The organism is Microvirga sp. KLBC 81 (assembly GCF_003075415.1).
Lineage (GTDB): Bacteria > Pseudomonadota > Alphaproteobacteria > Rhizobiales > Beijerinckiaceae > Microvirga.
Map to the genome: position 1 here is coordinate 1 of NZ_QDAH01000179.1, position 3,849 is coordinate 3,849.

Genomic DNA, 3,849 nt, shown 5'->3' on the forward strand with positions numbered 1-3,849 from the left:
TGGCATGTCTTCTCTTTGCCCCGCCAACGCGATCTCTGCGGGATCGTTCCGGCGGCCGTTGTGCGTTAGGACAGGCGCAGGAACGCCTCATAGTCCTCCTGGACACGCTCAGCAGCCCGACATGATGCGATCCGAAGCCAATCGTCGGGCAATCTATCAAGATAGGAGCGGATCGCGACGGCTCCGCCCGCCGAGCCAAGGTGAACATTGGCCAGTTCCCGCCCCATCGCATGCAGGAGGTGTTTCTGATCCGGGGCATGCTCCACTTCGTCGATCTCGACCTTGCGTGCCTCCGGCGAGAGCCGCCGGACCACCCAGCGCTCGCCGATGTGCAGGGCCGGATCCTGCGCTCGACAGGCTCGTTCCACTGCCTTACGAGACGAGCCGGTCGGATCGTCGACCTGGGACAGGGCGACATGCACCGCCGATGGGACCGCTGCTTTAGCCTCGCGGGCCACGAGGCCACCGCACCACTCCGCCACGGCCATGAAGCGGGGCCGACCCAGGCTGCCGAGACCGGCCATCCGGCGGAAGAACCGGACGGGGGCAGCCCCCTCCGGCAAATGGGACCGCAGAAGCTCACGCGCCTCTTCCGGGAGGGCGGGTTCGTCCACCTCCTTCTGGTTCAGTAGCTTGCGCCAATGCTTGCGGGCGTTGCTCCCCGTCGCTGCGGCGAGGTCGCGCAGCCACGCGTGTCGGTCCTCAAGGATGAAGGGTTCAGGCCCGAACTTCAGGTGTGCCCAGTAGCCCTCCAGGATCGTATCCGCGGCCTCATGAGCCGTCAGCTGAAATGCCTCCCGCCGTGCTTCCAGCACGGCGCTCGTGGCGAGCCGCACGAGGTCGCTGGTGACCGGAAGTTCGGCCGCCTCATCGAAGTCATTGATGCCCCAGGCCAGCCGGCCCTCACGGTCCCGCCAGGTGCCGAAATTTTCCAGATGGATATCCCCGACGATCAGGAAGGATGGGGCGGATCGGACCTCGTCAGGCGTCGCCGCGAAGTGGTGGGACCAGCGATAGAACGTACCCCGTAGGAAGGCGAAGGGGCTCTCGCGCATCTTCGCCTGCTTAAGCCTGAGGCCGTGCTCGTCAAGGATGCAGTAGCGAGCCATCCAGGCGAGATAAACCTGTGTCGCCGCTTCAACGGATAGCTCTGCCCCATGCCGAATCATTGAAATCTCCTCCACCGAACTCTCGGCCAAGACTGCGTCTGCCGTCCTAACGTCCAAGTACCAAAGAGATCTTCAGAGAACCTGCAGCTCTGAAAATGCGCCTGGGGCAGGAACATACCTGCCAAATGTCAAGTTTGAGCCTCGGCCATCAGCGATGGGTAGAGGAGGCGTGGAGCAGTTCCTGGGACCCTCGGTTATTCCATTCAACGAGATGCTTTGTGGTTTTGGCTTTGCCTCCACCTTCGGGCTCCAGCTGGCTTATTCTCGATGGGGCCGGGTGAGCCGCGCCCTCTTGAGTCGGATGATAGGCGGCAGGGACTACAGGCCCTTTCCGCGCGCCCGGAGGATCTCGGCCACAAGTCGTCCCGGGAGGACCGGCTTGCGAAGCGCCACCAGTTCCGGGTGTCGTGCTCTGACCTTCTCCGGCAACTCGCCGCCGCTGTAGACCACGGTGGGAGCTTGGCGGGCGTGGAGCGCCTCCAGAACCGGCGTGACGTCGCCGTCGGGCAGCTGAAGATCGAGCACCGCGGCGTCGAAGATCAGCAGCTTGACCATCTCGCGGGCCTCGCTGACGGTGTGAGCCACGCCCACAACCTCGCCCCCGGCCATCTCCACCGCGTCCGACAGCGTCGCGGCGACCAGGGTGTCATCCTCGACAATCAGGACCCGGATGCCGCTGAGCATGATGAGGCCCCTTGCGGTGCTTCCCGAGTCAACCGCAAGGACCGTGTGGGGTTGCACGCTGGAGACCGAGCGGAACTCTTGCTCATGTGAGCGCTTCAGACAGCATGGCAAGCGGCAACGGCAAGGCTGTCCTGCGACGGGCATTCAGCCAGCTGGAACAGGAAGTGCCCGGCAAGGTGGCGCGTGTGCTTCGAAGCCTTCGGCACCCGGACGCTCGCTGGATCCGTATCCCGGCCGGGGTGCTCCTCGTTCTCGGCGGTACCTTCTCGATCCTGCCGCTCCTGGGCCTCTGGATGCTGCCGCTCGGGCTCCTGCTGATCGCCTATGACCTGGCATTCCTGCGGGAGCCGGTCGGGCGGTTTACGCTCTGGCTGATTGCGAAATGGACATCCCTGCGGCAGCGGCTCTTTCCAAGTCGGTCGGAGGACTAAAGCATCGGACCCAAAAGTGGAGCCCACTTTTGGGTCCGATGCTCTCTCCTATCAATGAGCGCATCGGCCGGCGGAGTTCTCAGTCGCAGAGATTGTTCTGCCGTTGAATGCGCCGGAGCGGCACATTGGCCTCGTCTGGCCCCACATGTTTCCCGAACAAGGCTGATCCGGGCATTGCTGGCCGTCACAACACAATGATGAAGTGACCCAAGCACGGTCGAACCGGGAAATCGCCTGCCCTTCAGGAACGTCCGGTGTTCCCCTCTTGAGCGGACATTCGGCGTAGTTCCGGGAAGTGCCAGAATGCGACATTCGAAATGATCGCAGCCGTGCTCGCGGCGCAGGGCCAAGGACTGAGGCTTAAACTGTAATTTCCCCTTTTGGGAGTAAACCTGCTACGGACTTGCACAATGTACGCTGTGGAATGGCTGGCACGAATGATGAGTATATCCGATCAGCTACCCTCTTTGCTCTCGGTTAAGTTGCCAACGGTCTGATGGACGTCACAATGGATCAAAGCCCCACCAGTCTTCTGGCTCAAATCGAGGCTGCTCGCGACGGCCTGAGCCGGTCGGAAGCTCGGGTCGCCGACTACGTCCTGAACGCCCCGCAGAGCGTGCTGGAACTCTCAATCGAGGCTCTCAGCAAGGCAGCGGGCGTCAGCGAGCCAACGGTGGCACGGTTCTGTAAGTCGGTTGGGTTTTCGGGCTGGAAGGAGTTCAAGATCCAGGTGGCCCGCAGCCTCGGGGGCAGTGTACCGTTCGTCCATCAAGACGTCAGGGCCGATGATCCTATCGGGATCGCCGCGGGGAAGGTTGTTGACAGGTCCGTCAGCGCCCTCCTTTCCCTGCGCGATCGACTCGACAGCGGCATTCTCAAATCAGCGGTCGCCATCCTGACTCGCGCGGCTCGTATCGAGTTCTATGGGCAGGGCAGTTCAGGGATCGTGGCGCTCGACGCCCAGCACAAGTTTTTCCGGCTCGGAATTCCGACGGTCGCGTACTCGGATCCTCACGTCCATGCCATGTCGGCAACATTGCTTGGCCCCTCGGACGTCGTTGTCGCCATCTCGGCCGGGGGGCGGACGCTCGATCTGATCCGGTCGGTCGAGATCGCCCGGGGCGCCGGGGCCCAGGTCATCGGCATCACCACGGGCGGCTCGCCCTTGACGCGCCACTGCAATCTGACGCTGTCGACCGACGTTCACGACGATGAGACCATCTATGCCTCGATGACCTCGCGCCTCACTCATCTTGCCATCATCGACATCCTGGCGGTGCTGGTTGCCCTGGAGCGTGGACCAGAGAAGATCCGGTCGCTGGAGCGTGGCAAGAAAAGCGTGCGCGAAAAGCGGTCCGCGACGTAATAGGCCGTTATGCTTCATCGGGCGGAGATTTCCGGTTCGCTGGATGCTCACATGGCTGAACGCGTCTCGTGAGATTTCCGGGCAATGAATGCCGTTTATTGTGGACTGTTCTCTTTCAGGCTCAGCGTCGCCCGAGCCAGATCGGTGATCCGGCCCCAGTCGCCCTGGCGGATGGCATCCCGTGGCGCCAACCATGATC

At 62.8% G+C, this 3,849-nt stretch carries 4 protein-coding genes; 2 read left to right on the top strand and 2 right to left on the bottom strand.

The window, feature by feature from the left end:
- Window positions 1–65 precede the first annotated feature (65 nt).
- Together DC522_RS32735 and DC522_RS32740 are read right to left on the bottom strand one after the other, a co-directional pair.
- The gene (locus DC522_RS32735) at window positions 66–1,169 is read right to left on the bottom strand and encodes a DUF2252 family protein (protein WP_116532591.1); all 1,104 of its coding nucleotides are present in this window, start codon (window positions 1,167–1,169) and stop codon (window positions 66–68) included.
- Between the two features lie 318 nt (window positions 1,170–1,487).
- A complete protein-coding gene (locus DC522_RS32740; RefSeq protein WP_165820432.1) occupies window positions 1,488–1,853 on the bottom strand; it encodes a response regulator in 366 nt (121 codons plus the stop codon).
- A gap of 86 nt (window positions 1,854–1,939) precedes the next feature.
- Between DC522_RS32740 and DC522_RS32745 the strand changes: the two genes are divergently transcribed.
- Window positions 1,940–2,284 (top strand): hypothetical protein, encoded by a 345-nt coding sequence (locus DC522_RS32745; RefSeq protein WP_245444736.1) that lies wholly within the window; start codon window positions 1,940–1,942, stop codon window positions 2,282–2,284.
- A gap of 508 nt (window positions 2,285–2,792) precedes the next feature.
- Window positions 2,793–3,650, top strand: a complete 858-nt coding sequence (locus DC522_RS32750; protein ID WP_116532593.1) for an SIS domain-containing protein — start codon at window positions 2,793–2,795, stop codon at window positions 3,648–3,650.
- The last annotated feature ends 199 nt before the right edge of the window (window positions 3,651–3,849 follow it).